Below are 26,295 nucleotides of genomic sequence, written 5' to 3'. Positions count from 1 at the left end.
CGTTGAATTATGTAGGGCTAAAGTATTCTTTTTATAAAGAGAATATTTCAAAGTATATAAATTTACAAATTTTTAAATATCAAAATTATATTTTTATGCCAAAATCGTTATGAATAATGCTTTTTGTTAATAGTCAATCTTTGATTTATTACGTACGCAAGAGTATAAAAGCAAAAAATAATACGTCAAGCAATGCTTAACGTATCTACACTTATATTTCTTAATATAAAATTAGCTTATTCCTGCTATGTAATACAATTGTATGTAGTAAGGACTTTAGCCCTTACTACAATACTCATACGTTGGCTTGTTGACGTTGATATAGTGACCAGTACAAGCCTTTTTGCTGCAATAGTTCTGTATGGGTTCCTCGTTCTGCAATTACGCCTTTTTCTAAGACGAGAATTAAATCTGCTCGTTTTAAGGGTGCAAAGCGGTGAGCGATGAGAAAGACCGTACGGTTAGCAGATATTTTTTTTAGATTTTGCAGGACTTGTTGTTCGGTTTCACTATCTAACGCGCTGGTAGCTTCATCTAACACTAAAATTGGTGCGTCAGAAAGGAACAGTCTTGCTAAGGCAATGCGTTGTCTTTGTCCTCCAGATAAAGCTGTGCCTCTTTCTCCTACGTTAGTTTCGTAACCGTAAGGTAATTGACTGATAAAGTCGTGGGCTACGGCTAGTCTGGCGGCTTCGACTACTTGCTCGGCGGTAATATTAGGATTGCCAAGGGTGATGTTTTCCAGGATGGAACCGTTAAATAAAAAGTCTTCTTGGAGAACTACGCTAGTTTGTTGCCGTAAAGACGCTAAATCTGCACTTTTGATGTCAAAACCATCAATGAGGATGCGTCCTGATTCAATTTGATAAAGTCTTTGCAGTAACTTAGAAAGGGTACTTTTACCAGAACCACTACGTCCCACAATTCCGACAAATTGTCCTGGTTCTACATTGAATGAAATTCCGCGCAACACTGGTTCGGTATTGGCTTTGTACCGGAAAAAGACTTGCTCAAAGTTAACCTGACCTTTCAAGGGTGGTAAAACTAAACCAGTTCCCATCTCTGCTTCTGGGGCGACGTTGAGAATATCACCAATCCGGTCTACGGAAAGTAGAACTTGTTGCAGATTTTGCCATAGTTGTACTAGGCGTAACAGTGGCCCGGTGACTCTGCCAGAAAGCATCTGAAAGGCTACCAACTGACCAATTGTTAGTTTATGGTCAATGACTAACTTTGCACCAAACCACAGTATTAGTAAGGAAGAAAAATTAGTGAGAAAGTCGCCAATATTACTGCTAATATTAGAAGTTGTGGAAGCTTTGAAACCAGTACGCACGAAACGAGCAAATAAGCCTTCCCAGCGATCGCGTGCTACTGATTCAGCCGCATGAGCTTTAACAGAATGAATACCTGTAATTGTTTCTACTAAGAATGATTGGCTGTCTGCACTACGGTTAAAGGTTTCGTTGAGCCAGTTACGTAAAATTGGTGTAGCAACTATGGTCAGTGTGGCAAACAAGGGCAGCACAGCTAACGCTACAAAGGTGAGGGGAATATTGTAATAAAACATCAATGCCAAGTAAACAACGGCAAAGATGCTATCCAAAATTACTGTTAAGGCTGTACCTGTAAGAAACTGGCGAATTTGTTCGAGTTCCTGGACTCTGGCTACTGTGTCACCTACGCGCCGTGACTCAAAATAAGCCAAGGGTAGCCGTAGCAAATGACGGAATAATTGACCTGATAAGCTTAAATCTAAACGTCTGGCTGTATGGGTAAAGATAAATAAGCGCAAAATCCCCAGTACAGACTCAAAGACAGCTATTAACAAAAGCGCGATCGCCATGACATCAAGAGTGGGTAAACTCTCTTGTACCATGACTTTATCAATCACAACCTGGGTAATTAGTGGTGTTCCTAACCCCAATAGCTGCAATGTTAAAGATGCTAATAATACTTCTGCGAGTAGCTTGCGGTATTTCCAAACGGCTGGTGTGAACCAATTTAAGTTAAATTTCTCTTGTTTAGATATCAGTTCTACTTGCCATAACTGACCATCCCAGCATTGTTCTAATACTGTTTGTGGGAGATTCTCACACAGGTTATCAGGATTTAAGGGATTAGCAATAATTAAGCGATCGCCTTTTATCCCATAAGCTATTACCCATGTAGGCTGAGGAACAGATTCAACTTGTAACTGTAGCAAAGCTGGGAACGTTAGCTGGCGCAACTCTCCCCAACTTAGTTGCAGTCGTCGTAAGACTAAACCTAGCTTTTCCCCTGCTTCTACAACTTGTTTGGGATTTTGCCCCCGCAGTTGGCGTTGAACCCATTCCAAGTTCACCGGATTTTCGAGTTGTTGTGCTGCCATTGTTAAACAAGCAGCACCCGTATTCCAACTACTCACAAAAGGATAGCTGAATACAGGTGTAGAGACTGGCTGACTTAGCGTCTGTTCTGGAGGAGTTACGGGTGCTTGAATAACAGTGTGTTGAAAAGGTTTTACTTCATTTTCAACTACTGTATTATCCTGTTCCACTAACCCCAACCAGAAATCTTCCATTGCTGGAGTAGATATTTCTGCCCAAAGATGTGTATCCCAGCAAGCCAGAATCACATCTTTACTAGCGGCTACAGCTTTGTATTCTCCCGGTAGCTTTTGTAAGTCACCAAACCAATCTCCTACCTGTAAGGCTGCTAAAGATTGGCCGCTTCCTTCCTCCCGTAAGCGCACCTTCCCCGCCACAATGAAAAAATGATAACCGCCAGTTTCACTCGACCAGATTTTTTCACCCAGTCGATAACGCCGGATTTCTAAACGTTCTTCTAAACGGTTTTTCTGCTCAGGAGTGAGCCAACTTAGGGGCGGTTGAGTCCAAGGTATGGAAGTTAGCACTTTGATTCTTAGCGATTCATTATCTAGAAGTTTTAACTCACTTGTAATTTCACCGTCAGCTTTTGAATTTTCTCTGCTAACCATTTTTCAAATAATTCGTTTTGTAATGCTTGCTTGAGTTGAATATCATCTAAAGACGCTGGGAGAAATTGTTCCACTCGAAACAAACCATAGCGTCCATCAATTTCTATAGGCCCAACTAATTGCCCAGGACTAGCTACATCAATAGCAGAGCGTAACTTGTCTGGCATAGTACCACGACTAATAGGCCCCATCATGCCATTAACGAGGCGATCGTCCAATACAGAATACTCTTTAGCTAATTGCTCAAAACTGCCTCCTTCTGCAATTTGCAATTGCAATTCTTCTGCTAATTCTCGACTATCCACCATAATCCGGGATAATACCACCCGATCTAAAAAAATCTTCTGCTCAATAAAATATTCTGGTAGTTTTGCCTGTGTCACCACAGTTTTTAACTTTTCTAATTTGAAGTTAAAAGTAATTGAAGCGTGGAACCTTTGGTAGTCTGTGCCATTCTTGGTTAACCATTCTTGGAAAGCTTGGGGGTCAGCTAGTTGATTTTTAAGGCGAAAATCAATCACTGTTTGTTCGGTTAAAGCTGGATTAATATCTACATCGTCTCGCCCTTGGATTTCCTGTTCGATGACATATTGACGCAGCACATCACCAATGAATTGACCTAACTTTCCTGATGATTGGAGGTATTTTACTGTTTGTTCAAGTGAGATAGGTTGGTCATCAATACTTAAGAAAGACAAAGTTTCCATAAGAACACCTGGTGAAAAACGGCTAAAGATAAGATTTTATAAACTATAAATAATTAATGGCAACTTAAAAAATAAAAATAAGTCAAATTTAATTGATTTACTGTTTCGATGAGCATTTATTTCCATAGGTATATCTTTCTACTCCAGTCATTAAACTAAGAGAGAATCTAGTCAACAGTCAATAGTTATCAGTCTTTGCCTCTAACCAAAAGAGTTTGCCCAAATTAGGGCAAATAATATGGCAGCGATCGCACCAATTAAAGTGTTAAGAATATTAACAATTTCATTAGTTAACCATGTATATTTTGATTGCAGTGTTGCACCAATTACACTTTCTATATTTGTGGCAATCAAAGCAGCCAGCAAGCACCAAACAATTCCGAGTGGGCTGATTAAACCGACACCCCAACCGACAATAGCGATCGCAGCTGAACCCACCACACCAGCAAAAGTACCTTCTAAACTCACAGCCCCCTCCGTACCTTTGGGTACTGGTTGCAATGTCGTAATCAAGAAAGTGCTTTTACCGTAAGCTTTACCCACTTCACTGGCACAGGTGTCAGAAAGTTTTGTACTAAAGCTGGCGACGTAACCTAATAACAATAGAGATTGAGGACTAGGAACTAGGGACTGAGTAAGAGGGAAAAGTTTAGCGTTAAGAACGCCTATACCTAAAGCACAAAGCGCCGCAGTTAAAGCAGAACCCCAGACATTTTCCGGGCCTCTTGCGCCCGAACGCTTTTCAGCGATACCTAGAGCTTCTTTTTGTGCCATTCCAATACGTGTCACACCGGAACCCACAATAAAGTAGAACGCAACTACTAAATATCCTTGCCAGCCTAAAGTACCCCAAATCAGTATGCCCAATAACCAAGCATGAAACACACCAGCTGGAGTCAGCAATTTTTTAGGAGCGAACCAGACTAAACTCAGTAGAACAGTATTTAGTCCAACTCCCACCAACCAAGGATTCGCAGAGCTAATAAATGAAAGCATCAGCTAACAACCACGAGTAGTTTTGTCAAGATATGAAAAGAATAACTAATTTTAGAACTTCTGTGGTTAATTTCCTTGATCCCCATCTAGAGAGCGCATAGTTTATATTCCCTCTACGGGTAAAGCTAACCGTTAACAGGCAAAATGGCAAATTAATTTTTAATTAAGGAAGTAAGAGAGACAAAGAAGACACGAGGGGAATAATTATTAACTGTGGACTATGGACTAATGACCAATGACTAATGACCAAATTAAGATATAAGCTAAACTCGTAAAAAACTGTACTTTAACTAACTACTAATCAATTTAAAAAAGTAATCTAATTAACAAAATACCTACTCAACACGCGCTAAACGCGCCGCTACCGCTAACACAACTCATCACTATCTTATGAGTCAAGCTATATTTCACCTCGCCTTCCCGGTCAGCGATATTACTCAAACAAAAGCTTATTATATTGATGGCTTAGGCTGCATCCCTGGTCGTGAAAATCCTCAAGCCATAATTCTGAATCTTTATGGACATCAATTAGTGGCTCATATTACCAAAGAACCATTAATGCGCCAGCGTACTATTTATCCCCGACACTTTGGACTAATTTTTACTCAAGAACAAGATTGGCAAGAGTTAGTAGAAAGGGCGGAAAAAAAACAACTACTTTTCCGTGACAAACCTAAAGATCGCTTTGTGGGTTCTCCCTTGGAACATCGGACTTTCTTTTTGGAAGACCCATTTTATAATTTGATGGAATTTAAGTATTATCGCCACCCAGAGGCAATTTTTGGGAGTTACGAATATACTCAAATTGGCGATCGCCATTAATCGGTTCTGCTAAAACTGCGGCTACTGCTGATAAGCTTCTGTAATCTGTAAGCATCCACGAATGTAGTGCTACTGGGACGATTAATTCTTTACCTACGGGCATTTTTGAACTGTTGGTAGGGATAATCATCAAATCATAAGGTGTCCAAATAGAAGTAAAGTTTAACTGTTCCAACATTTGCACATCACGATTCAAATCTTGCAAAAATAGACTGTTGGGACGCATCTGTACGCATCCAGGCAGCCTAGAAGCATAAGCTACTACTGTGCCATGATGAGGTGAGGAAATTGTCACAAAGCGTTGTACACGATTTATACCTCCCAATCTCTGCACATAGTAACGGCTGACAATTCCCCCCATGCTGAAACCCACTAAATCAAAGGGTTTTTCTGCACCAATAGTTGCATCCACATAATCAACAACCTGTTGTGCTAATACATTCAGTGGAGCTTCACCGTTATTAGGTACTAAATTGAGTGTGTATACAGTCCAACCTAATTGTCTTAAGTAAACTGCCATTTGATTAAAGACAATTTCCGTATCAGTAATACCATGTACTAAGACTACAGGGTCGCGCTGCTGATTTTGAGTATTCATCGACAAAATTGCTTGCGTTCGATTCTGTAGAAAATTTAACTGAGTCTGATTATCATCAGTAAAAAGATTATGACACTCTTCCCACTGGTTGAGGTTACAATCATTATTTGTGTCAATGTATACCTATCAAATAAAATTATGTTAAATTTTATTAAGCAACCTTTCAGAATCTTGCTCTGTGTAGCGGTAAAATTGAATAATTAATTCTCGATATCTACAGCTTGTAAGTATTTGCCAACAAAGGCTGAAAACCTCAGCTTGTATTCTTAAGCTTGATCAAGCACAAACTAGAAAGGTTTGTTACTCAATAGCTGATAGTCAAAAAATGTAGTATTACGACGTAATTTTTAATATTACGGTCTATTTACAGATATAAAACTTCGGGAGCCATTCTCATGTTCGGTTTTATCAAAAATTTATTTGCTGGGATTCTCAGTTTTCTTACCGGATTAATCGGTGGTAAGAAAGGCGGTGGCTACTACTTAGAGCTAAAAGAAGACACCACTGAAGAAAAAGCCCCAACCCCAGCACCAAAAGCAGCGCCAAAAGCAGAACCCGCAGCATCCAACGGTACAAAAGCAGCCGCCAAAGCTGAAGCATCCGCACCTACAGAAAACAGCCCTGCACCTACCCCAGTTAAGGTAGAAGCATCTAAGCCAGCTAAGGTAGAGGCATCTAAACCAGCTAAGGTAGAAGCATCGAAAAACGGTAAAAACGGCAAAGCTGCGCCTAAGCCAGCTGAACCAGAAAAAGCGCCAGTTGCGAAAATAGCCACACCAACTGAAACTACATTTGCACCTAAATACTTAGCGCCTTCAGCCTCCGGTTCTAATGGTCGTCGTCGTCCAGGTGCGAATATGAGTTCTTACTTAGACATGGCCAGCCAAGTAAAAACTCCTGGCTAGGAAGTGATGAGTCTCCTTTGAATTTTGGACTTTAGATTTTGGATTTTAGATTGAACAATCCAAAATTTAAAATTGCAGATCCAAGATTTCTCAGTCCCTAGCATCCGGCCTCATAAATATCAATCCACTATATAAATGAAATGCTGAGTCCCAGTCACTCTTTTCCTTACGATGTAAGTTAATGTGAGACTGAATATGTCCCAGCATTTCTTTTTGTTCTAGTACTGTCTCGGCAAAAGGTGTAAAATCTGACCAAACTTTTGCTTGTAGCAAGTGTAAGTTAATCCAGTTTAGTAAGTTATTCCAATTAATTCTGATGGTATTTTGGCTGGATACAGGGGCAATTTGTACACCTTGTTGAAATTCATAGCCTTGATCGTAAAGTCTGAGAATACAACGTCTGCTGGGTAAATGTAAATCACAAAACTGCACATAGTCTTGAGTTTGAGTCTTACGTTCTGTTTTTAGCCAAGCACCAACGTCCACAACTTCCTCAAAAATAGGCAAAAGCCCCATCACTCGCGCGGAAACTTCTGACCAGTCAAATGTGAGCGAACCAACTTGGTTTGTATGATTGGAACAAATAACAGTAGCTTTTGGTTGAGATTCTGAAAAATAATTGACTTGAAATACTTGTATTTGAGTAATGGCGCTAATAGCTGTCCAAAAGCAAGGAATACCAGCTTGTTGTAGTTGTATACCATAAAATTTAAGTTCTCCCACGCGCCCAGTGCGGTAAAATCTCCAGCTACGGCTAGGAAGGAATAACTTAGCATTGTAGAGGTCAAGCTGCATAATTTCGGCAAATCTGGCGGCGGCTGTGGCTCTGATTTCGTTGCTGCAAGGCTCTAAAATGAGTACACCTTGTTCAGTATTGCAGGGTTCGGCTGTTGCTTGCGCGATCGCTCTTTGTTTTTCTTCCTGCTCAGTTTCGCGTATTCGCTGCAAACCTTGTCGTGTTTGTAATACTATCTTGCTATTAGCTGTACTCTTTAATAATTGCCGATAGATTTTCTCCGCTTCTTTGCGCTTGTTGGCTACCTCATACAATCTACCTTGATAAAACTGCACCCAAGGATTATCTGGCGATTCTTTTAGCAGCTGTTTAAGTAGTTTAGCGGCTGTGGGATAGTCTTTACGTTCAAAGGCGATCGCAACTTGTTCAATCATGGGAGCCATTCAATGCAAACTAATGATATGGTTCCCAAAAAAGAGCATGGGGAAGCAAGGGAGTGGGGGAGATGAGGGAGATGAGGAGAAAATAATTACTCCATACTCATAACTCATACCAAGTTGCAATCAAAGATAGTATCTTGGGCTGGGAGTAGGGAGTGGGGAGTAGGAATACTATGTCTGAACGCAACTTAGTATCAGCACGCGCTAAACGCGCTGCTACCGCTAACAGCACTCAGCACTCCTTATACCAATTTGAAAGAAGAATGCGACAAATACACAGTCTCAAAGCCTTGTTCTGTCTGGATTTCTAATTTTGAATTTTGAATTTTGAATTGGTATTACCTATGCTTCACAAGCTGCGCTAATTAAGGATAAGGCTACTAATGGGGCTGTGACTGCACGCAAGATTCGTTGTCCTAAAGATACTGGTTGAAAGTTAAAGCTTACAGCAAGCTGTAATTCTTTGTCTGTCCATCCTCCCTCCGGGCCGATCGCAATTACAATTTCCTCAGAAGTTTGTGTCAATAAATTTTTTAGATAGAGATGCTCTCCACGCGCTTCACAGATATAACGATGAGTTGCTGTAGTATTACTTATGGCATCACTATAAGCCATTGGTTCTAAAATCGTTGGTACAAACGCACGCTCTGATTGTTCTGCGGCTTCTGCGGCTATGCGTCGCCAACGTTCTAGTTTTTGAGGGCTGGGATTTAGTAAAGTGCGATCGCTCAACACAGGAGCAATACAACTTACTCCTAACTCCGTACAACTGCGGACAACCTCATCAAATCCACTACCTTTAGGTAAAGCAACTAGCAGTGTGATTTCTACAGGTAATTCTGTCTTTACAGTTAATTCTTCTGAGACTTGGGCTTGTTCTTTGCTGAGACTGGCTAACCACCATTTACCCAGTCCATCCATAACTATAAAGCGATCGCCCTCACGCAAGCGTAACACCCGTTTTAAATAATGTTCTTGCTGGGGAGTGAGTACAATTAGGTCTTGCTGGAGTTGGGAAGGTGCGATCGTAATCCGTTGCAGTTGAGACATCAATTTTTCTATGCTATGGAAACCTGCTATAGGACTCATCATGATTGCCAAGTGAACAATATCATGAGCGTTTAAGTAGTTTATATTTGGATTTACATAATTTTATTAGTAAGATAGCCTCATATAACTTTAGTCATACTAGAAATATGACTTTATGCTACTAGATATTTTTTTGTATGTATTTTACACTAGCAACAACTTAGCTAATCTCAAACTTTAATAAGTTATTTAAGCTGTCTAAATACATAAATGTATTAAGTTAAAATGAATACATTTTCTCAAATTTTCAAATTCCCCAAAAGCTTTTTGATATCTATAATCTTAATAACTTTATTTATAGGCAGCAGTTTGGTTAGTTCCCAACAACCAAAAGCAGCTAGAGAAATAATTTTTAAGGGTAATAATTACGGAAAATTGTATAACCAGGGAAAGTTACGTACCTACTATCTTTATATTCCCAAATCATATAATTCACAACGTTCAATGCCACTGGTCTTAGTATTTCATGGGGATGATAGTAATGGTAAGTCCATCAGTCAGGTTACTCGTTTCAATCAATTAGCGGAGCAAGAAGGTTTTATTGTTGTTTATCCAGATGCACTCAACCAAACATGGAGTTTAAGAGCTAACTCTACAGAAAAGGTAGATGATGTTTTATTTATCAGCAGTTTGATTCAGCATCTTCAACAGGAACTTAATATTGATAGCCACAAAATTTATGCCACTGGTTTTTCTAGAGGCGCAATACTTACTCAAGCACTAGCTTGTAAGTTATCCAATCAAATTGCTGGTTTCGCATCAGTAGCTGGTTCGCTTCCTGTTCGACTTAAGCCTAATTGTCAACCCCAAACTTCTATATCAATGTTGATGATTAACGGTACAAATGATCATGATGTACTTTATGAAGGGGATGACCATACTCAACGAGGAGCATTAATGTCTATTTCAGACATGGTAGATTTTTGGCGCTCCCACGATCAATGTACTTCCTCGCTTCGCTCTTCAGAGTTTTCTTCAGATCAAGTTGAAGATTCTATCTACACAGGTTGTACTAACAATTCTGAAGTCTGGCAGGTAGCAGTAATTAACGGTGGTCATTTCTGGCCTGGTGGTGCTTCAACTGATGATAATCTCAATAAATTTAATGCGAAGCTTGGCTTGAATGCCAGTCAAACTATTTGGGACTTTTTTCAACGTCACAGTTTGCCTGTAAATCGGCAATGAAATCTATCTGTTTTGCTGACAATTTGAAATCACATAAGCGTTAAATTCTGAGCCATTTCAGGATAAGAGGAGCTTTGTCATAACGATAGTTAAAACCATCTGTAGATAATCTTAATCAATTCTGGAACCAACCAAGCATTACACCAACTATTAAAAATATACCCATGACAAAACGGTACAAAACGAAAATCCAAGTACTGTGTTTTTCCAAATAGCTTAAAAGTCCCCAAATTGCTAGAAAGGCAGAAATACTAGCAGAGATTAAACCTACTAATAAAATCAACCAGCCAGATGCACTTAGCCCAGCTTTAAACAGGGTGTGGACTTCTACAGAACCAGCTAAAATTACTGCTGGTAAGCCCAACAGGAAAGAAAATCGCGCTGATGTTTCTCGTTCCATGCCTAAAAACAGCCCTGCGGTTAGAGTGGAACCAGAACGAGAAACACCGGGAATCAAAGCAAAGGCTTGAGCAATTCCTACCCAAATGCCATCCCAAAGGCTTAATTGGTCAAATGTACGATTACCTCTTCTCCACTTTTCTGCGATCGCTAACAATCCAGACATAATAATAGAGGCTGCACCAATAACAATTAATCCTCGCATTGGGGAATTGCAGGCATTGAGAATCGGCTTGAGTATTACGCCTGCGATAATTATTGGTAGAGTTCCTAGCAATAAGCCCAACATCAGCCTTAAAGAACTAGATTGATAGTCTTGTCCAGTAATAGCTCTAAATGTTTCGCCTGTTAACTTCTTTAAGTCTTGCCAAAAATAAACCAAAACAGCAGTTAAGCTAGCTAACTGCATAGCTGCTGAAAAAGCAGAGCCAGGATCTTGCATTCTCAATAAAGTCGGTACTATCCGCAAATGAGCAGTACTACTAATTGGCAACAGTTCTGTAATGCCTTGAACAATACCCAAAAAGATAACTTGTATCCAGCCGAGGTTAACAAAGTCTAGATTTACTTCGCTACCACTGCCACAGTTTGCATTTGCTATTGCCAAAAACAGCATAATTTGTCAGGCTTAGAGAATTTACTTTTAATAAAATATCGGTAAATTAACTAATAGCTATGACTTTGCTGTAACTAATGTATGTCATTTATATGAAGTGTAATAAAATATTAAATTCTACAAGTTTTATATAAAAATTAGCTAGTTTTTTGCTAATCATGCTTATATTGTGATGGGCATTTCACTAAATAGGGAAGTCTGCGGCAATACCTGCTATTCTATTTCGTCAAGTAGCTTAAAATACAATTAAGTATTTAATTATTTAGTTAGTGAAACAGCCACTTAACATAACTTTTATTGAGTATAACAGCGTTGGCAGATATTTCTCATAGTTGATTATTGAGACTTATGTAAAGGTGAGTGGTGAAGAAAAAAGATAGTATACCGAAATCTAAATTATTATGGCGGCAACCCTATTTATGGGGAATTTTTACAATACTATTTGTCGCTGCTGGAGGAGTTTTTACTTGTCTAATGAGTCTAACTCCACTAAAAAATCATGCTGCTTCTTCACAACTGTCAGAGAATCCTACAAGGCTAACAGGAATTATTCCCGCTACTTTAGAACACCCTATTAATATCCTAATTCTTGGCATTGACAATTCTGGGCATCCACATCAAAACAAATTTACCCCTGTTGAGGCTTTATCTGGAAACAGTGACACAATGCTGTTAATTCGGTTAGTGCCAAATACTCATCAAATAAATGTTTTATCAATTCCACGGGATACACTGGTGCATTTAAATGGGGGAGGAATTGATAAAATCAATGATGCGAATGTTAGAGGTGGGCCAAAACTAGCAGCTAATACTGTTAGTAATTTGTTAGCAGGCATTCCTATTGATCGCTATGTCCGAGTTGATACTGAAGGCTTTATTCACTTGGTAGATGCCTTAGAGGGTGTGGAGGTAAATGTTCCCAAACAGATGGACTATACAGATAATACTCAACACCTCAGCATTCACTTTTCTCCAGGCAAACAAAAACTAAATGGGCAGCATCTACAAGAATACGTTCGCTTCCGCCATGATGCTTTGGGAGATATTGGTCGCGTACAGAGACAGCAGGAAGTTCTCAAAGATATTTTACTGACATTACTCAAACCAGAAAGTTTGGCAAAGCTTCCCAAAATTTTAGAGGTAGTAAAATACAACGTAGATACTGATTTATCTGTAGAAGAGATGCTGGCTGTTGCTCAAACTATTTTAGCTAGCGATCGCCACCAGCTACACTTAATGATGTTACCTGGACGCTTCAGCCGTAAGGAGGAATATCATGCTAGTTACTGGATTTCTTCTCCCCAAGCTACAGCGAAGATTTTAGCTAACTATTTTGATATTGCTAATGCAAAAGTTCCAGATCAAGATATTAATTTAACTAAATCGCCAAGTTTAAAAATTGCTGTAGTCAATGGCACAGGTAATCAAGCAGATGCAGTAAGTGTTGTTTCCTATCTCCAAAAACATGGATTCAGGAATGTTTACATTGCAAACCGTGAGATTGAGACAAGTGAAGATTCTGCACAAAAAACTCAAATTATTGCCCAACATGGCAATCCAGATGCCGCCAATATTGTTAGTAGTACATTGGGTATAGGTCAGGTGCAGGTTGCTTCGATTGGAGACATTCTTTCTGATGTCACTGTTGTTGTCAAGCCAGATTTAACCGCAAAACTTCAGCATTAGTTAAGTATGGAGCCAAAATGCGGACTGTTGGTTAAATATTGCTTAACCTCACATTCTGCACTCAGAAAAATTGATATAAAAGTTATGAAAATCTCCTGATATAGCTCAATAACTATACCAGGAGTGAATTTCACAAGTTACGGCTGATTTTGGAAGTAAGCCTCTAACGCATCTCTTACCAAGTCAGTCATTGATCTACCTTGACTTGTAGCTGTGGATTTGAGCTTGGCGTACAAATCATCATGTAGGCTGACCCGATATCTGGCTTTACGGGGTCTAGAAGCAGCCTGGGACGTTTCTGTTTCTGCTTCTATGGTGACTGGTGTGGTTTGGGGTTGGTACTGGGCGGCAAATTCGCGGATAGCACCAAAACTGACGCGATCGCAAAAATCACCAAAGCTTTCTCCAGGTTGCCGCGATTTCTGAAAATAAACCAAAATCGGCTCTAGTAAGCTTTCGATGTCGTTGTGGTGCAACCGCTCTACATAGGGTTGTGCCAAGCGTGTCTGATTAGGTGAACCACCCAACCATACTTGATAAGTTTCTGGGGCGCTACCAACAAAACCTAGTTCTGCCATGTAAGGACGGGCGCAACCGTTAGGACAACCTGTCATCCTTACTACAAAATGTTCATCTTGTAAACCCACTTTATCTAAAAGAACGCGGATTCTTTCTAAAATACCAGGGATGGCTCTTTCCGATTCGGTAATGGCTAGACCGCAGGTAGGCAAAGCTGGACAAGCCATTGCATAACGGATTAACGGGTCGATGGTGGTGGGGTCAGAGACGACACCACAACGATTAAGAATTTCTTGAATGGCTTGCTTGTTCTCTGGGTCAATTTCGTAAATAATCAGGTTTTGATGAGGTGTCAGGCGGATGGGTAAGTTAAATTGCTCGACGATTTCCCGTAAGGCGGTTCTCAGTTGGAATGAACCTTCATCTTTTACCCGACCATTTTCGATGGAAATACCCAAGAATAACTTACCATCGCCTTGTTCATGCCACCCCAGAAAATCGTCATATTTAAACTCTGGTAATGGTTTGAAAGGTTCTAGAGGTTTGCCAAAATATTCTTCTACCTTGGCGCAGAACTTATCAACACCCCAATCGTTGATTAAGTATTTTAACCTTGCGTGACGGCGGTCAGTGCGATCGCCATAATCTCGTTGCGTGGCAACAATGGCCTTGACTGCATCATACACATCTTCCTTAGCTACGTAGCCAATAGGATCAGCTAGTCGTGCAAAGGTTTCTTCTTTGTTGTGTGTCCGTCCTAAACCGCCACCAGCAAAGATATTGAATCCTTCCAGGTTGCCTTGTGCATCGGTAATAACGACTAAAGTTAAGTCTTGGGAATATAAATCAATAGAATTATCCCCTGGTACAGTCACACTTACCTTAAACTTACGTGGCATGTAGTAAGTGCCATACAGAGGTTCTTCAGTATCATGGATGATTGTCCCATTACCATTACGTTCTCTGGCGGCTTTTACCTCTGGACTTTCTTGGGCGCTGATGGCTTTTTCGCCATCAAGCCAGATTTCATAATAAGCGCCGGTTAGGGGTGACAGTAAGTCAGCGATATTTTGGGCATATTCCCAAGCGTACTGATATTCAGCACGATTTTTGAAAGGCGCAGGGGGAGCCATAACATTGCGGTTAATATCGCCGCAAGCACCCAAAGTTGAACCTAAGTTTTTAATAATTGTAGCGATCGCTGCTTTAAGATTTTTCTTTAAAATCCCGTGCATTTGGAACCCTTGACGAGTTGTAACTCGTAGGGTGTGGTTTCCATATTCATCAGCAAGCTTGTCTAAAGCCAAGTAAAGCTGCGGCGGGACAAGTCCACCTGGATTTTTTGTCCGCAGCATAAACTGGTAATCTTTCTCCTGACCTTTGACACGATTATCCCGGTTATCCTGTTGATAAGAACCGTGAAACTTCAGGATTTGTACTGCATCTTCCGTAAAATGAGTCGTATCCTCAAGGATTTGCGTTGCTACAGGTTCACGTAAAAAATTACTCTTTTCTTTCAGTCCTTCGACTTTGGAAGGCTTACGGCTTGTGGTAGGAGGAGGAGCAGATTTAACCATCAGATTTGTATAGGATTCTCAATAAGGCATCGGCTAGCGCCGAACTAGCAAATCAGCAAAGTTTTTTGGCTGACACTTTCCCGGTAATCCGGTCGGAAATATGAAGAATACCTCAATTTTAACACAGCAAAAAGCCGGCTTAGTCAGTGATTCTACACTTAATTAAACCAGCTTTTTGTATTTGTGAGTAGGGAGTAGGAGTAGAGAGTGATGAGTTATGAGTCCTGAGTAATAAATTATTTTTTCCTCATCTCCCTCATCCCCTAGTAAGTGAGCGTAGCCGAACTACCCCCTTCACCCTTACTTAAACCGATAACCGATACCACCATTGATGCTGACAGCAGAAGCATCATCATTTTGGTAAGAACGAAGTCCTACTTTAGCGTTGGTGTAAATCAAGAAGTTTTTAGCAACTTCTGATTCAACTCCAGCACCTACGACTACAGCATCTCTGTTACCAATGGGAGTATTAGCACCATTTTTTTCTACAAAGGAATAACCACCAGTAACAAACGCATTTGTGCGATTAGCAATTGGTACATCTACAGAAACTTCTGGGATGATAGCACTTGTCTGATCATTCCAAATAACATTACCGCGTGCAGAAAATGGTGTATTTCCTAGTTTGAGACGGCCTGTAAGATTACCGCCAAAGTTACCAGAATCATTTCCACCATTACTTACACCGACAGCCACACCAGCACCAACATAACTAGCATCAGTACCCTTTTTAGTTTCCGCAGATGCTTGACCAGCATTAACTAAAATAGGCGCAATTATTATTGAAGACAATGCAGAGATTGTCACCAAAGACTTGAGTATATTCTTCATAATTTGGAAAATTTTTGTTTTTTTGCTGTTATCTTATTAGTCGAAAAATATACGGAAAGGTTCCATAAATATTTAGAAAAAAGGGAGTGGGGAGTAGGGATCTGACAGGTGTAGGTTTTTTACAATTAGGAGGAATTGAAGCAAAAGAAATCGTCAACAGGAGTATGAGGAAAAGCACTCCAACTGGGAAGATGAATAGGAAGATGGTTGAGTAAATCAGCAATCAGGGTCAACAGGCCTAACAAAAAACAAGAAATCTGACGCTGAGGATGAAGGTGGAAAGGCTGAGAAAAGACAACATGTCGAGGTGGAAGTTGTTCGAGAGTTGGGGGAGAAGATTGATTTTCCGCTTCGCCCCCCAGCATCACCATCCAAAGAGTGGCAACAGCGATGGCTAACCACAAACGTTCAGCACGTTGTGGTGAGAGCAAACGAGTATGATGCCAATCCCAACCATCTCCTTTGACATCCCGATAAACACATTCTGTAGAAGGACGTAAACCGTACCAGAGTGCAGAGGCGCTCATGGGTTCAAGGTCAGTCAAAATCAACCAAGGGTCTTTGTAACCAAAATCCCAACGGGCAAGCAATGTACATTCAACGGGATTGGTGACAAAGCAAATAATTCGACCTGACCAAGATGTTCCAGGGGTACAAACCACATCTTTTAGTGGATGCCATGTATTCCCAGATGGCAGGCGATAAGTTCCTTGATGGTTAATACGTAAAAACGGATGCCAGCCAGCAGCCACAATCAATTCATACAACCAACAAGCATACAGTCCTCTGTCAGCAGTGACTATGACATCAAACTCAGTTGGGATGGCATCTTTGATTGCTGTGAGCAGATTGTGCCAATGCCCTTTCCAACTTCCTGGCTCATGTGCTTTGACCACACACCATGCTATCGGGATTCCACAACCCGCCAAGAGTATGTTTACTGATAAGACTACAAACTTATTGCCGATACTGGTTGCGTCTAGTGCTAGCGCAATACGCTTGATATTGGTAGGTAGCAAACTGATCACCCATAACAGCAATGGCGCAAAACAACTACTTACATCTAGAGTCCGACGATGAAGCCCTTTTTTGGCAGAGGCTTCCTCATACCATTCTTTTAATCTTTGACGTACTGTATTTGCCTTTTCTGAGTTGACTTGAGCTATGAATTTTGACACTTTGCTCAAGCTACTTGATCTTGTCATCACTATGCCAAAACTCCATGTTGCCAGCCCTACCACTTGTGGTAACGTCAGATGTGGCATTTTCTGTGACACTATATTTGTCCATTGTTTGAGGTACTCATTTTTCAGCATTTGAGCCTCTGTTTCACTTTGTCAGTCTGCTTTTATTTTCTGTCAAGCGTGAATGAATGCTCACACTCTTGTAAAAAACCTACACCTGTCAGGGAGTAGGGATAGGGAGTGGGGGGAGATGAGTAAGAAAGGGAAAAATTCAATCCTTTACCCCTTACCCTTTCCCCTAACTGTTGACTATGGACTATGGACTAATGACCAATGACTAATTGAGATGTAACAACTATGGCAACAAGATTTCCAGAAAATATATAAAGTAAATTTTTGATAGTCTACATGGAGATTAGATAATGCTAACCGCTCCAAAAACTTTATCTGGTTTGATAGGTTTATGTGTCGGTGATGCTTTGGGTGTGCCAGTAGAGTCTACTAGCCGCGCCGAACTAGCAAAATCTCCGGTGACAAAGATGCTAGGCTACGGTAGATGGAATCAACCCCCTGGAACTTGGTCTGATGATAGTTCCTTGACATTTTGTTTAGCAGAAAGTCTATGTAGGGGTTATTCATTAGATGCGATCGCACATTCTTTTCGGCGTTGGTACAAGCACGCTTACTGGACACCCCGTGGAGAACTATTCGGTCTTGGTGAAAGCACTCATGCCGTAATTATGCGTCTTAAGCAAGGAATCTCCCCGTTACATGCTGGGGGAATTAGTGAAATGAGTAATGGTAATGGTTCTCTAATGAGAATTTTGCCAATGGCTTTTTGTTATAAAGATTTAACTTTTGCTGAGTTAATTTGGCGTGTTCATGAAGTGTCAGCCATCACTCACGCTCATCGCCGTGCCAAAATGGCCTGCGGCATTTACATTAGTATTGCAGTTGAGATTCTCAAAGGCGCTGATCTGCCAACAGCCTATGTACAAGGGCTAGAAAATATTCAAAAAATCTATTCGGCTGAAGAATACCTTCGAGAACAGCCGCACTTTCATCGAGTCTTCAGTAGAGAAATCGCCCAGTTATTAGAAGCACAGATAAATTCTGGTGGTTATGTAATAGACACCCTAGAAGCATCGCTATGGTGTTTATTAAACAGTTCTTCGTACTCTGAGGCTGTATTGAAAGCCGTCAACTTGGGAGGACACACAGATACAACGGCGGCGGTAACAGGTGGGTTAGCAGGAATTTACTACGGAATAGAATGTATCCCTCAACAGTGGGTAAAGCAAATTGCCCGGAAACAAGACATTGTTAACTTAGCTAATCGTTTTGCTGAGGCAGTTGGCAGTTGACAGTTGACAGTTGACAGTAGTTATTTTACCCCTTTCCCCTTTCCCCAAACAAAAGACACGGCATAACCGTGTCCTTTGCGTTATACCAGAGACAAAGAGTAAACCTGACCATCAATTAACAGGCGGGTGATACCCTTAGCTTGCAGGTGGGTACGGGCTTTGTGTAGCATTTTGCTGTCGGGAATTTTAATTACGCGATCGCGCTTGGTAGAAAAGCGTTTAGCAACACGGTGATTATCAAAGATTGGCAGTGTTCTTTGCTGGGTTTCCAAGTTAGGAATTTGCCCTAAATCACCAAAGTCTTTGAGGGGTCGCGTAATTAATTCTGAGGAGCGGTCAATTACCAGATAGCAAGTCTTGGGTAAAGATGCCACAGATAGGGGTAAAACTTGGACTGGAGCCTCCCCAAATCTTCTTCTGGTAACTAGAGGTCTTGATTCCTCTAAGTCGTCTTCCTCGTCTTCGTAGTCCTCCTCATCTAAATCATCATCTAAGTCTTCATCTAAATCATCCAAGTCTTCTGATTCGTCTAGTAAGTCTTCACCTAGCATTTGGGCCAGTGCTGTGACTTCACCAGTTTCGTCTTCTAGCAAAGGATGGGAAATATTGGGGATTTCCTGGGATTTTACGATTGGGATTTCCAATTGCCGTGCTACTGGTTCCCTCTCTTCTTCCTCCGATGCTGAACGTCGTTTTACCCTTCTAATAGTTGGGGTTGGCTTTTCCTCATCCTCAGCAAAGGACTCTGGTTGTGTTTGCCGTGTCCTTCTAATGACTGGGGCTGGCTTTTCTTCCTCTACGGGTAAAGGTTCCGCTTTGGCAGCTTGCCTTGTCCTTCTAATTACCGGGGTTGGCTTTTCTTCCTCTACAGGTGAAGGTTCGGCTTTAGCGGCTTGCCTTGTCCTTCTAATTACCGGGGTTGGCTTTTCTTCCTCTACAGGTGAAGGTTCGGCTTTAGCGGCTTGCCTTGTCCTTCTAATGACTGGGGCTGGCTTGTCTTCTTCCGGTTCAACTTCCGGTATTGCTGGTTGGGGTGGCTCAACCTTCTCACTGATAGCAGGTGCTTCTGGCTCTGTTTGAGTCAAGAAAGGAACTTGGTCATAACTTACCTGCGCTCTGCCTTCAGGAGTCCTAGCAGCACGTTTTAAGGAAACAAGATATTCATACTCATCTTCTGGTAACGTGCTTTTAAGCAGGCGGCTAATTGTGGAATTACTCACGTCATAGCGTTCTGCTAAGGTTGAGGTCGTTTCAGCAGTTTCTCGATATAGCTTGAGAATTTCTTGTTTGTCAGAGTTCGTTAGTTTTCTCACGGTAGATACCAATCTTTTCTATGCTCGTTTTCTTCCTCGCTCCCGCCGAGTCCGGCTTAATGATGCGTCATATTCTAGGGCTGCGCCCATACCAAATAACACTCCACTAAACACCCAAAACACTTCTAATATTTCTCCACTTTGATAATTGGGATTTTGAGATGCGTATTTAAACCACATATCTGCAATGTAGAGCGAAAAGGCGGCAGCCGCAATCATTCTCCAGGATTGAGAAACACGCCCGCCCCAAAAAGCTAATAACAGAGTGGTGGCGATGATTAATAACAATACGTCGCTGACTATGTAAAACCAGTTCAAAATTGTGACTATTGTGTTTTCTGGGGCTGTTCCTTGCTGCATAGAAATCCACCATGCCAACAAGCTGCCGAACACTCCAATTGCCAGAACAATAAGCCATTGCCATTTTTCTAGATTAATTCGCCTAGCAGCTACCGCTAAAATCATGCCTACGCCTAGAGATACATAACTTAATACAAAAAACACGTCACCGATCGACGCATCCGGTTCTTCTTTTAAAACTATTTCTGTATAGCCAAAAAATATCCCCCCCAAGAAATAAGAAATCATACCTATGGCCATCGCCAGCCACACATTACGACTGCTCATAATTTGTGGACTGCGCCAATTCCGTAAGCACAATATTCCGGCACTTAGGTAGGCTAAGGCTTCAAAAATATTTGTACCCAGCACATACCATTCAGCCCGACTTTCCGTACCATTTGGCCCAGGGACTTTGGCACTGAATAACAAAAAGTATAACAGTGCCAGTACACCCCAACCAATGCCAGCTAAAACAATGCTCTGGGTGTTGAAAATTGATTTACTAACTTGAGCCGAATTTTTGTAAGAACTATTCATAGGGTTTGACTAAATGCACTCTGGCAAGATTGTGTTGTGCAAGAACTTGTAGAGGAGGCAGGAGGTAGTAATTTTAGATTTCTGATTTTGCGGAAAGTTCTGTAGGCGGGTTTCCCGCCGTAGGAAACTTTTCAAGACGGATTTTGGATTGAACAATCTAAAATTTAAAATCGCAAATCCAAAATTCAAGGGGTACTCAGCACTGATTTAGCACCTACCGCTAGGTACTTTTCTTTCTACAAGTTTTATGCTATTGCCACAGTTTACTCAGTGAAGATTGATTTAGCCAAGAGATAAAGAGCGATCGCTCACCTTCTGGCATATCTTGTAATTTATCAGCTATTTGATGGGCGAAGTTGGCGTTACCAAAGTAGGTTTTTCCTAATTTATATAATTCTTGTAAAAAACTGGAAACATGATTTTCTTTCCAAGCTGGGAGTTTAGCGGCTTCTAAGGGATTAGTTGCTACCCAATATTTCACTGCTTCAATGGAAGAAGTTTCAGGGAACTGTTGCTTTCGCATGACTTCAGCAATCTCTTTTTCAAAGAGTGCAGCTTGCTTGGTTCCCAGGAAATCTTCAATATCCATGTAGACAGATTGCAAAAGCAAAATACTAGCTTGGACAAACACCCCGCTTTTATTGTGACCACCAGTATCATTACCTAACTGGTCTAAGCGTACCTTACCCCAAACGCTAAAGCGATCTGGTTCTTCCAGCAAGACACAAGCTTTACCTCGGTTATCAGTTAAATCTCTCCATAAGGCTCTAGCCTCTTCTTCTTGTCCAGCTTTAAACACACTAATCAAGCGAAAAGTCTGCCCCTGATAATGGAGGATCGGCACTTGCTGATCCTTTTTTGGGTGCTGAATGCTTGATATTTCAACATCCTGCCGTTTTAAAATAAACATGGCACTAGCAACTAACTCCTCACAGGGGCTTTGTAGATAAGCGATTTATAGTCTGATTTGGCAGCATCGCCAAGAGTGCGATTACTTACCTGATGTATGCTCAGTTTGGCTGGTATTTGTCGCATAATTTACCAAAGGTAATTTATCCAGTGAGGTTTAAACTCAAGACGCAGATAACCATCCATCGACCACACAATATAGCTAATCAATAGCCAATTTGCCGCATTTTTAATCTAAATCAATTAACTGGCGACTAGCATCTTAGCCTTGCTTTTGGGAAATCTGCAATTTTTTGTTTGCTTATTAGTAAAAAAAACGATATAATTTCCTGGTTGACTCCTAATAGGAGCCTAGTTTTAACTTGGGCGCGTAGCTCAGTGGATAGAGCCACGGATTTCTAATCCGTTGGTCGCAGGTTCGAACCCTGCCGCGCTCGTTAGGTCTAAACATCTAATCTCAGTAAGCTTTTGTATGATATATTACTCAATATTGATAGAATATTGAGTATCACTAAATGCACCATACAAAAGATAAGGGTGATTTAGCAGCAGCTAAAGTGATAGCTGATTTAGTTGAGAAAGAGTATTCAGTTTTTGTTCCAGTGGTAACTGAACACGCACCTTTTGATTTAATAGCCTATAAAGATGGGAAATCTTATAGGATTCAAGCAAAATACAGCAGCACTGGTGTTCTCAAAAATAAGACTAATTGGGCAGATAAAAATGGTTGTCATGAGAGGAAATATAACTCGGATGACTTTGATTTTTATGGAGTTTATTTGCCAGATATTAACAAAGTTGTATATCCATCTATAAAGTTTGGTGGTTGCGGTATTAGAACAAAACCACCTAAATCTCCTAATCCCTTTTACTGGTGGGAAGATTTTACAGAGTTTACGGAAGAAGCACCTAAGCGAACTTATAAGGAGTTTGGTGTTGATTTAACAACTAGGAAAGTGAATTTGGAAGCCAGGGTTTTGACAAGAAAAGTAGTTAGACCGTCTAAGGAAGAGTTAGAAAAACTGGTTTGGGAAAAACCTACAGCGCAAATCGGTAAGGAGTTGGGTGTATCTGATAAGGCTGTAGAGAAATGGTGTAAAGCTTATGGGATAGACAAGCCGCCTAGAGGGTATTGGGCAAAAACTAGTTCGTAATACTTCTCTACGTCCGCGTAGCTTGCTTCCACGTTCGCGGAGCGTTCCGAAGGAAAGTGGTACGGCTACGCTCAGTACAAGTTCGTAATTCGTAATTCGTAATTAAGAGAGGGTGGGCAATGCCCACCATACTGATGCTAACTTAATTCAAAGGCTCAACGATGGTTCTTAAGCCACTGCTGCTGAGGATTCTTTGCATTTCGTCGGCGTTAGAGCGATCGCTAAAAACTCCCACCTGCATGACTCTACGACCTTGCCAGATGGTAGAAAATGCTTCAGGAGCAAGGGATTTGACTATTTCTTGCTCTCTGTCGTTGGTGGCTTCTACGACGACGCGGTAGCGTACAGATGCAGCAGTGTTGGTTGATAGGTAATTGCCACCATAAGCTGTTGTAGTGGTTTGCGGTGCTGATACCCTTTGCATATTGCGGGTGTTACCCAAGGGAATATTACTAGTGGGTACTGGCAAAATATTAGTATCTTCAGATGTTGATGGTGGCGCTGTTTGAGTTTTAACGATTTGTTCTGATTGTGGGGCTTGAGGAGCAACAAACTCAATTGTGTGCGGATCAACCTGCACATAATTTAATTGTGCTGTCTCTGTCCTAACTGTTGGTACTGGAGTTAGTTTGGTTCTGGAGGTTGCTGTGGGAATGTTTGCTGGTATTTCTCTGTTTGTCGCTTCATTGGGAATGGGGACTGGTGGTTGTTGATTGTATCTGGGTACAGTTAATGGTGAATCGGCTGATACTAGCGCAGGTAGCTGGCTGTTACCTTGAGTACGCACTACGCGCTGGTTAGGTCGATTAGTATTATTAGATGCGGTAGGGGCAGTAAAAGTAATTTCTTGGTTACTGGGGATAGGGGATAACACATTACTAGATGTAGTAGCTACAGCTGCATCCTGAGCGTTGAGGGATACCTTACCAGCAATCCGTTTATTATCTATTGTGTTACCAACTGCCACAATTAACTGTTTGGCGGCGTTAGCATTGATGTCATATCTAGCGTTGTTGCTGAATTGATTACCGCCTGCTTCAGTAGCATTACCTAAATCTGGCATTGCTTGAGCGATCGCTACTAAGCCATCTTCTTTACTACCTTGAATTAAATTATTCCGCAAAATGGGACGAGCGTTGGCCTGGACAATCACCCCTGAGCGATTATTTTGAATTTGATTGCTTACCAAAGTTGGCACGGCATTTTGAGCAACGTTGATGCCAAACCCGGTTTCTGCAAATACATTTTCTCTTACCTGAGCAGGGGAAGTACCGCCGATGGTGATGCCATTGGCTCCATTACGATAAAAATAGTTTTTGGTGATTGTGGCAGCACTATTACCAGTGACAGAAATCCCATCCTGAGTACTGCCTGTAAAAGTATTTTCACTAATAACTGGATTACTTGATTCAATCCACAAACCATAACCACGGGGGTTAGGATTACTTACGGTTACTCCTGTTAAGCCTGCTTGATTAGCACCAACGATGGTGACGTTCTGTCCCCCAAAACTGCGGCTGAGAAACTGTCCGCCACCTTGAATGATGATTCCCTGCCCTTTACTCGTGGTATCTCCTTGAATCGAAACACCGGGTTTGAGCATCAACGGAAACATCTCCCCGGTTTGTTCACTGTAATTACCGGGAGTTAATTTAATTACTGTGCCAGGGTTAGCCAGCTTTAAAGCATGGGTAATCGTCTTCAGAGGTGCGCTTTCACTACCTTTACCTGCTGTGTCATCTCCAGCACTTGGGTTGACAAACAGTACATTAACCTGAGAGATTGTTGTTTCACTTACAGGCATCTGCTCTGCTACAGGTGGTATCTGAGCAAGAACACTGCCCCCAATAGTACCCAAGACTGTTATACTACATACTCCCAGAGTAGATAGTATGGACAAGCTAGAAACTGCATACCTTGCTAATTCCAGGGAAGTTTGCTTAACTCGCAAGGTATTTAAAAAATGATATTTAAACAAAATGGGGCAAATCAATTCACACCACTCCTTATAAGTAATAATAAAGTTTCATACTCAAAAACTTCAGTATGTCGATTATGTTATCCGCTATATTGACCGATTGGCTATTTTGAATACAAAGTAGTTAAAGGGACTAAGGATTAGGGACTGGGAACTACAAAAAATGTTTCTAGTTTCCCAATTCCAACACCTAATATTAAATATCTAATACCCAGTACCCAATCCCAATACCCAATACCTAATCTTTATGCAAATCTATGATGCGAGAAACATTGCAAATATGAAAGAGGCTGGATATTACGATGGAAGCATTACTAATGGGGTAGTTGTAATGGTGGAGCCATACAGCCAACATCAGCAAATCCAGCAAGTTGTGTACCGTATATTAGATGCTAATTTAGACCGTGCGCGTGAAGGGTTACGGATCATTGAAGAATGGTGTCGCTTTGGCTTAAATAGCGCCCACTTAGCAGGGGAATTTAAGCATTTGCGTCAAGAGGTTGCTAGTTGGCACACTGAAGAATTACGGGCAGCACGAGATACCCCTGGCGATCCCGGTACTGATTTAAGCCATCCCCAGGAGGAACAACGTTCAAGTATTAAGGCGTTGTTACAAGCTAACTTCTGTCGTGTGGAGGAAGCTTTGCGGGTGCTGGAGGAGTATGGTAAGCTTTATCACCCTGAAATGGGGCAGGCTTGTAAGCAGATGCGGTATCGGGTTTACAGCCTAGAAACTGATTTGATGGGTTATCAGCGCCATCAACTGCTGCGGCGATCGCGTTTATATCTTGTTACCTCCCCATCAGAAAATTTATTACCAACTGTGGAAGCTGCTCTTAAAGGTGGCTTGACAGTAGTGCAGTATCGTGATAAAGAGACAGACGATACTGTACGTTTAGAACTAGCGGCGAAACTCCGCCAACTTTGCCACAGCTACAGTGCTTTATTTATCATCAATGATAGGGTGGATTTGGCTTTAGCTGTAGATGCTGATGGTGTGCATCTAGGACAACAGGATATGCCGATCGCCACTGCTAGACAATTACTCGGCCCCCAGCGCGTCATCGGTCGTTCTACAACTAACGCAGAGGAAATGCGAAGGGCAATTGTAGAAGGTGCGGATTATATAGGCGTGGGGCCTGTATATGAAACGCCAACAAAAGTAGGTAAGGCGGCGGCTGGCTTAGAATATGTGAAGTATGCTGCTCAAAATAGTTCAGTTCCCTGGTTTGCTATTGGCGGCATAGATGCCAATAATATCAATGATGTGATTGATGCTGGAGCAGAGAGGGTGGCAGTAGTGCGATCGCTCATGCAGGCTGAACAACCAACCCTAGTTACACAATATTTTCTCTCACAACTCAATCGGATTAAGCCAGGGGGTTGAGTGGGAAGAGGGGAAAAGGTGAAAGGGGAAAGGCGAAAGGG

Annotated in this window: 22 protein-coding genes and 1 tRNA gene; 9 read left to right on the top strand and 14 right to left on the bottom strand. The window is 41.3% G+C overall.

Going from position 1 to position 26,295, the window contains the following annotated elements:
- Positions 1–295 precede the first annotated feature (295 nt).
- The 3 genes from NSMS1_RS23500 to NSMS1_RS23490 form a co-directional block, all read right to left on the bottom strand.
- A complete protein-coding gene (locus NSMS1_RS23500) occupies positions 296–2,980 on the bottom strand; it encodes a peptidase domain-containing ABC transporter (protein WP_224087124.1) in 2,685 nt (894 codons plus the stop codon).
- Entirely contained in the window at positions 2,929–3,687 is a 759-nt protein-coding gene (locus tag NSMS1_RS23495; RefSeq protein WP_224087123.1) for a peptidylprolyl isomerase, read from the bottom strand. Before NSMS1_RS23495 ends, NSMS1_RS23500 begins: the two co-directional genes overlap by 52 nt.
- A gap of 201 nt (positions 3,688–3,888) precedes the next feature.
- Positions 3,889–4,683 (bottom strand): TIGR00297 family protein, encoded by a 795-nt coding sequence (locus NSMS1_RS23490; protein ID WP_224087122.1) that lies wholly within the window; start codon positions 4,681–4,683, stop codon positions 3,889–3,891.
- 390 nt (positions 4,684–5,073) lie between these two features.
- Between NSMS1_RS23490 and NSMS1_RS23485 the strand changes: the two genes are divergently transcribed.
- Positions 5,074–5,505 carry a VOC family protein gene (locus NSMS1_RS23485; protein WP_224087121.1) on the top strand — a complete coding sequence of 144 codons (432 nt, stop codon included), beginning with the start codon at positions 5,074–5,076 and terminating at the stop codon, positions 5,503–5,505.
- Here the strand turns inward: NSMS1_RS23485 and NSMS1_RS23480 are convergent.
- Complete coding sequence (locus tag NSMS1_RS23480) at positions 5,435–6,103, bottom strand: esterase/lipase family protein (RefSeq protein ID WP_224087120.1); 669 nt, start codon at positions 6,101–6,103, stop codon at positions 5,435–5,437. The genes NSMS1_RS23485 and NSMS1_RS23480 overlap by 71 nt on opposite strands.
- 395 nt (positions 6,104–6,498) lie before the next feature.
- On the opposite strand from NSMS1_RS23480, the gene NSMS1_RS23475 reads away from it, so the two are divergent.
- Positions 6,499–7,008 (top strand): hypothetical protein, encoded by a 510-nt coding sequence (locus NSMS1_RS23475; protein ID WP_224087119.1) that lies wholly within the window; start codon positions 6,499–6,501, stop codon positions 7,006–7,008.
- A 90-nt stretch (positions 7,009–7,098) separates the two neighbouring features.
- Here the strand turns inward: NSMS1_RS23475 and NSMS1_RS23470 are convergent, their stop codons facing one another.
- Entirely contained in the window at positions 7,099–8,178 is a 1,080-nt protein-coding gene (locus NSMS1_RS23470; RefSeq protein WP_224087118.1) for a tetratricopeptide repeat protein, read from the bottom strand.
- A 179-nt stretch (positions 8,179–8,357) separates the two neighbouring features.
- On the opposite strand from NSMS1_RS23470, the gene NSMS1_RS23465 reads away from it, so the two are divergent.
- Positions 8,358–8,495 (top strand): hypothetical protein, encoded by a 138-nt coding sequence (locus NSMS1_RS23465; protein ID WP_224087117.1) that lies wholly within the window; start codon positions 8,358–8,360, stop codon positions 8,493–8,495.
- A 31-nt stretch (positions 8,496–8,526) separates the two neighbouring features.
- On the opposite strand, the gene NSMS1_RS23460 is transcribed toward NSMS1_RS23465, so the two are convergent.
- Positions 8,527–9,234 carry a 16S rRNA (uracil(1498)-N(3))-methyltransferase gene (locus NSMS1_RS23460; RefSeq protein WP_224095327.1) on the bottom strand — a complete coding sequence of 236 codons (708 nt, stop codon included), beginning with the start codon at positions 9,232–9,234 and terminating at the stop codon, positions 8,527–8,529.
- Positions 9,235–9,498: 264 nt separating this feature from the next.
- Between NSMS1_RS23460 and NSMS1_RS23455 the strand changes: the two genes are divergently transcribed.
- Positions 9,499–10,458 carry an alpha/beta hydrolase family esterase gene (locus NSMS1_RS23455; RefSeq protein ID WP_224087116.1) on the top strand — a complete coding sequence of 320 codons (960 nt, stop codon included), beginning with the start codon at positions 9,499–9,501 and terminating at the stop codon, positions 10,456–10,458.
- Between the two features lie 115 nt (positions 10,459–10,573).
- Here the strand turns inward: NSMS1_RS23455 and NSMS1_RS23450 are convergent, their stop codons facing one another.
- On the bottom strand, positions 10,574–11,473 hold the full coding sequence (locus NSMS1_RS23450) for an undecaprenyl-diphosphate phosphatase (RefSeq protein ID WP_224087115.1): 900 nt from the start codon (positions 11,471–11,473) through the stop codon (positions 10,574–10,576).
- A gap of 474 nt (positions 11,474–11,947) precedes the next feature.
- Here NSMS1_RS23450 and NSMS1_RS23445 point away from each other — a divergent pair, with 474 nt between their 5' ends.
- Positions 11,948–13,159 (top strand): LCP family protein, encoded by a 1,212-nt coding sequence (locus NSMS1_RS23445; protein ID WP_224087114.1) that lies wholly within the window; start codon positions 11,948–11,950, stop codon positions 13,157–13,159.
- 137 nt (positions 13,160–13,296) lie between these two features.
- Here NSMS1_RS23445 and sir read toward each other — a convergent pair whose 3' ends face one another.
- The 3 genes from sir to NSMS1_RS23430 all read right to left on the bottom strand — a co-directional run bounded on the left by sir (position 13,297) and on the right by NSMS1_RS23430 (position 17,402).
- Complete coding sequence (sir, locus tag NSMS1_RS23440) at positions 13,297–15,255, bottom strand: sulfite reductase, ferredoxin dependent (protein ID WP_224087113.1); 1,959 nt, start codon at positions 15,253–15,255, stop codon at positions 13,297–13,299.
- 300 nt (positions 15,256–15,555) lie between these two features.
- Positions 15,556–16,086: a porin family protein gene (locus NSMS1_RS23435; protein ID WP_224087112.1), complete on the bottom strand. Its 531-nt coding sequence runs from the start codon at positions 16,084–16,086 to the stop codon at positions 15,556–15,558.
- 125 nt (positions 16,087–16,211) lie between these two features.
- Positions 16,212–17,402: a transposase gene (locus NSMS1_RS23430; RefSeq protein WP_224087111.1), complete on the bottom strand. Its 1,191-nt coding sequence runs from the start codon at positions 17,400–17,402 to the stop codon at positions 16,212–16,214.
- Positions 17,403–17,692: 290 nt separating this feature from the next.
- On the opposite strand from NSMS1_RS23430, the gene NSMS1_RS23425 reads away from it, so the two are divergent.
- Complete coding sequence (locus NSMS1_RS23425; RefSeq protein ID WP_224087110.1) at positions 17,693–18,634, top strand: ADP-ribosylglycohydrolase family protein; 942 nt, start codon at positions 17,693–17,695, stop codon at positions 18,632–18,634.
- An 80-nt stretch (positions 18,635–18,714) separates the two neighbouring features.
- Here the strand turns inward: NSMS1_RS23425 and NSMS1_RS23420 are convergent, their stop codons facing one another.
- From NSMS1_RS23420 to NSMS1_RS23410, 3 genes are all read right to left on the bottom strand, one after another.
- Positions 18,715–19,947 (bottom strand): hypothetical protein, encoded by a 1,233-nt coding sequence (locus NSMS1_RS23420; protein WP_224087109.1) that lies wholly within the window; start codon positions 19,945–19,947, stop codon positions 18,715–18,717.
- An 18-nt stretch (positions 19,948–19,965) separates the two neighbouring features.
- Positions 19,966–20,826 (bottom strand): hypothetical protein, encoded by an 861-nt coding sequence (locus tag NSMS1_RS23415; RefSeq protein WP_224087108.1) that lies wholly within the window; start codon positions 20,824–20,826, stop codon positions 19,966–19,968.
- Between the two features lie 250 nt (positions 20,827–21,076).
- Positions 21,077–21,736, bottom strand: a complete 660-nt coding sequence (locus tag NSMS1_RS23410) for an Npun_F0813 family protein (protein WP_224087107.1) — start codon at positions 21,734–21,736, stop codon at positions 21,077–21,079.
- 363 nt (positions 21,737–22,099) lie between these two features.
- Between NSMS1_RS23410 and NSMS1_RS23405 the strand changes: the two genes are divergently transcribed.
- Together NSMS1_RS23405 and NSMS1_RS23400 are read left to right on the top strand one after the other, a co-directional pair.
- Positions 22,100–22,172 (top strand) — tRNA-Arg (locus tag NSMS1_RS23405).
- A 78-nt stretch (positions 22,173–22,250) separates the two neighbouring features.
- Positions 22,251–22,889, top strand: coding sequence for a group I intron-associated PD-(D/E)XK endonuclease (locus NSMS1_RS23400; protein ID WP_224087106.1), 639 nt, complete (start codon positions 22,251–22,253; stop codon positions 22,887–22,889).
- 142 nt (positions 22,890–23,031) lie between these two features.
- Here NSMS1_RS23400 and NSMS1_RS23395 read toward each other — a convergent pair whose 3' ends face one another.
- Positions 23,032–24,693, bottom strand: coding sequence for a DUF1565 domain-containing protein (locus NSMS1_RS23395; RefSeq protein ID WP_224095326.1), 1,662 nt, complete (start codon positions 24,691–24,693; stop codon positions 23,032–23,034).
- A gap of 454 nt (positions 24,694–25,147) precedes the next feature.
- Here NSMS1_RS23395 and NSMS1_RS23390 point away from each other — a divergent pair, with 454 nt between their 5' ends.
- Positions 25,148–26,254, top strand: a complete 1,107-nt coding sequence (locus NSMS1_RS23390) for a thiamine phosphate synthase (RefSeq protein ID WP_224095325.1) — start codon at positions 25,148–25,150, stop codon at positions 26,252–26,254.
- Positions 26,255–26,295: the final 41 nt, after the last annotated feature.

The sequence above is a fragment of the Nostoc sp. MS1 genome (assembly GCF_019976755.1).
Lineage (GTDB): Bacteria > Cyanobacteriota > Cyanobacteriia > Cyanobacteriales > Nostocaceae > Trichormus.
This window is presented reverse-complemented; position numbering and strand designations above follow the sequence as displayed.